The sequence below is a fragment of the Actinomadura macra NBRC 14102 genome, from assembly GCF_001552215.1.
Lineage (GTDB): Bacteria > Actinomycetota > Actinomycetes > Streptosporangiales > Streptosporangiaceae > Spirillospora > Spirillospora macra.
In genome coordinates this window covers 1-3,038 of sequence record NZ_BCQT01000045.1, presented here as the reverse complement: position 1 = coordinate 3,038, position 3,038 = coordinate 1, and the positions used below count along the sequence as shown (strand labels likewise).

General features: G+C 69.3%; 1 protein-coding gene. It reads left to right on the top strand.

Annotation, left to right across the window (positions count from 1 at the left end; all coding sequences use genetic code 11):
• Positions 1-53: 53 nt before the first annotated feature.
• Positions 54-3,038 (top strand): condensation domain-containing protein (locus AMA02S_RS39645; protein WP_169806980.1); only part of this gene is annotated, 2,985 nt, incomplete at its 3' end.

Here is a 3,038-nt window from a genome sequence, read left to right as displayed (position 1 = left end):
AACGGATGTACCGAACGGGGGACCTGGCGAAGTGGACCTCTGATGGTCGGTTGGTGTTCGCCGGCCGGGCGGACGAGCAGGTGAAGATCCGCGGGTTCCGGATCGAACCCGGCGAGATCGAAGCCACCTTGCTCACGCACGCGGACGTGAACCAGGCCGCGGTGGTCGCTCGCGAGGACACTCCGGGCGACAAGAGACTCGTCGCCTACGTGGTCCTCGTCGACACCGTCACCGACACCGCTGATCTGCGGGAGTTCGTGGCGGGGAGGCTGCCGGACCACATGGTCCCGGCAGCAGTGATCACGCTCGCCGGACTGCCCCTGACCCCCAACGGGAAGCTCGACCGCCGCGCGTTACCGGCCCCTGAGTACACCGCCGGCGAGGGCCGCGGCCCGGTGACGGCGCACGAGCAGACCCTGTGCACGGCGTTCGCCCAGGTTCTCGGGCTCGAAACGGTGGGGATGGACGACAGCTTCTTCGATCTGGGCGGTCACTCGCTGCTGGCCGTCCGCCTGGTGTCGCGGATTCGATCCGTCCTCGGGGTGGAGGTCGAGGTCCGGACGCTGTTCGAAGTACCGACCGTGGCGGGGCTGGCCGCCCGTCTGGCCGGAGACGGCGCCGACCGGGCGCGCCTGCCGTTGCGGGCGGGTGCGCGCCCGGAGCGGGTGCCGCTGTCGTTCGCGCAGCGCCGGCTGTGGTTCCTGGCCCAGCTCGAAGGCCCGAGCGCGACCTATAACGTCCCGACCCCGATCCGGTTGTCGGGTGTGGACGTCCCGGCGCTGCGTGCGGCGCTGCGGGACGTGATCGGACGCCACGAATCGCTGCGGACGGTCTTCCCGTCCATGGATGGTGAGCCCTACCAGCACATCCTTGATTCACGTGATCTGGACTGGGACCTGGAGATCAGCGAGGTCGAGCCCGACGGCCTGGCCCGAGCGGTCGAGCAGGCCACACGGTATGAGTTCGATCTGTCGGTGGAGGTGCCGATCCGGGCGTGGTTGTTCCAGGCCGGTTCGGATGAGCAGGTGTTGCTGGTGGTGATGCATCACATTGCCAGTGATGGGTGGTCGCGTGGTCCGTTGGGGCGGGATGTGTCGGTGGCGTATGCGGCGCGGGTTCGGGGTGAGGTTCCGGTGTGGGAGCCGTTGCCGGTGCAGTATGCCGATTATGCGTTGTGGCAGCGTGAGCTGCTGGGTGAGGAGTCCGACCCGGACAGCTTGTTGTCGGCGCAGGTGGAGTACTGGCGGCGGGCTCTTTCTGGTGCGCCGGAGGAGCTAGTGCTGCCGGTGGATCGTCCGCGTCCTTCGGTGGCCAGTCATCGTGGGCATGCGGTGCCGTTGCGGGTTCCGGCCGATGTTCATGAGCGGCTGGCAGAACTGGCCCGGGCAGAAGGCGCCACGACGTTCATGGTCGTCCAGGCCGCGCTGGCGGTCACCCTGTCACGGCTGGGCGCGGGCACCGACATCCCGATCGGATCGGGCATCGCGGGCCGCACCGACGAAGCCCTCGACGATCTCGTCGGTTTCTTCCTGAACTCCCTGGTGATCCGGACGGACCTGTCGGGGAACCCCGAGTTCCGGCATGTGCTGGCGCGGGTGCGCGAGGCGAGTCTGGGCGCGTTGGCCCATCAGGACGTCCCGTTCGAGCGGCTCGTGGAGGAGTTGGCCCCCGAACGGTCGATGGCGCGGCATCCGTTGTTCCAGGTCGTGCTCACGCTGCAGAACGTCGAACGCGCGGTGCTGGATCTTTCCGGTGCGCGTGCGGGGGCGGTGTCCGGCCTTGACGCCGCGGCGGTGGCGACGGTGAAGACCGACATGGACGTGATGGTCGGGGAGGTGTTCGACGAGGAGGGCCGTCCGGCGGGATTGCGCGGCTCGGTGACCGTGGCTGCGGACCTGTTCGACGCACCGGCGGCGGAACGGATCGTCGGCTGGTTCGTCCGGGTGCTGGACGTGGTGACCGCGACCCCCGACATCACCCTGCACGCGGTGGACGTCCTCGACGCCCAAGAGCGCGAGCAAGTCCTCGCCGCATGGAACGACACCGCGACCGAGACGCCAAGCGGAACGGTGCTCGACTCGTTCGAGCGGCACGTGGCCGCCGCCCCGGACGCCCTGGCGGTGATGGGCGAGGACACCGAACTGACCTACGCCGAGCTGGACGAGCAGGCGAACCGCCTTGCCGGTCATCTGCGCGGGTTGGGCGTGCGAGCGGAGTCGGTGGTCGGGCTGTGCCTGCCGCGAGGTGCGCGGTTCGTGACGGCGATCCTGGCGGTGTTGAAGGCGGGCGCCGCGTATCTGCCGATCGACGTCCGCTATCCGGCGGAGCGGGTCGGGTTCATGCTGGCAGACAGCCGCACCCTGGTGGTGCTGGGCACCGGGGACGTGCTCGACGAGCTGCCGCTGCGGGGCGTCCTGCCGGTCGCGGTGGACGATCCGCACGTGCAGGAGCAGATCGCGGCACACCCGCACTCCGCACCCGGACTCGCGATGGATCCGGCCGACCTGGCGTATGTGATCTACACGTCCGGCTCGACGGGGACACCGAAGGGCGTGGCGGTCACCCACGGTGGCGCGCTCAACCTGGTGGCGGCACAGTCACGGCACTTCGACGTCCACAGCAGCGCACGCGTCCTGCAATTCGCCTCGGTGGGGTTCGACGCCGCGGTGTCCGAGGTGCTGGTGACGTTGTGCTCGGGTGCGGCACTGGTGATGGCGCCGGCGGACGAACTGGTGCCGGGTGCGGGGTTGGAGGAGGTGGTGGCCGGTCATGGGGTGACGCACACGACGCTGCCTCCGGCCGCGCTGGCGGCACTGGACGCCGATGCGCTGCCGACGGTGGAGACGCTGGTGTCGGCGGGTGAGGCCCTGGACGCGGGATTGGTCGACCAGTGGGCTTCGGGTCGTCGTTTGATCAATGCGTATGGTCCGACGGAGACGACGGTTTGTGCGTCGATGTCGGTGCCGTTGGCTGTGGGGGATGAGCCGACGATCGGCGCGCCGATGGCCAACACGCGCGTGTTCGTCCTGGACGACACC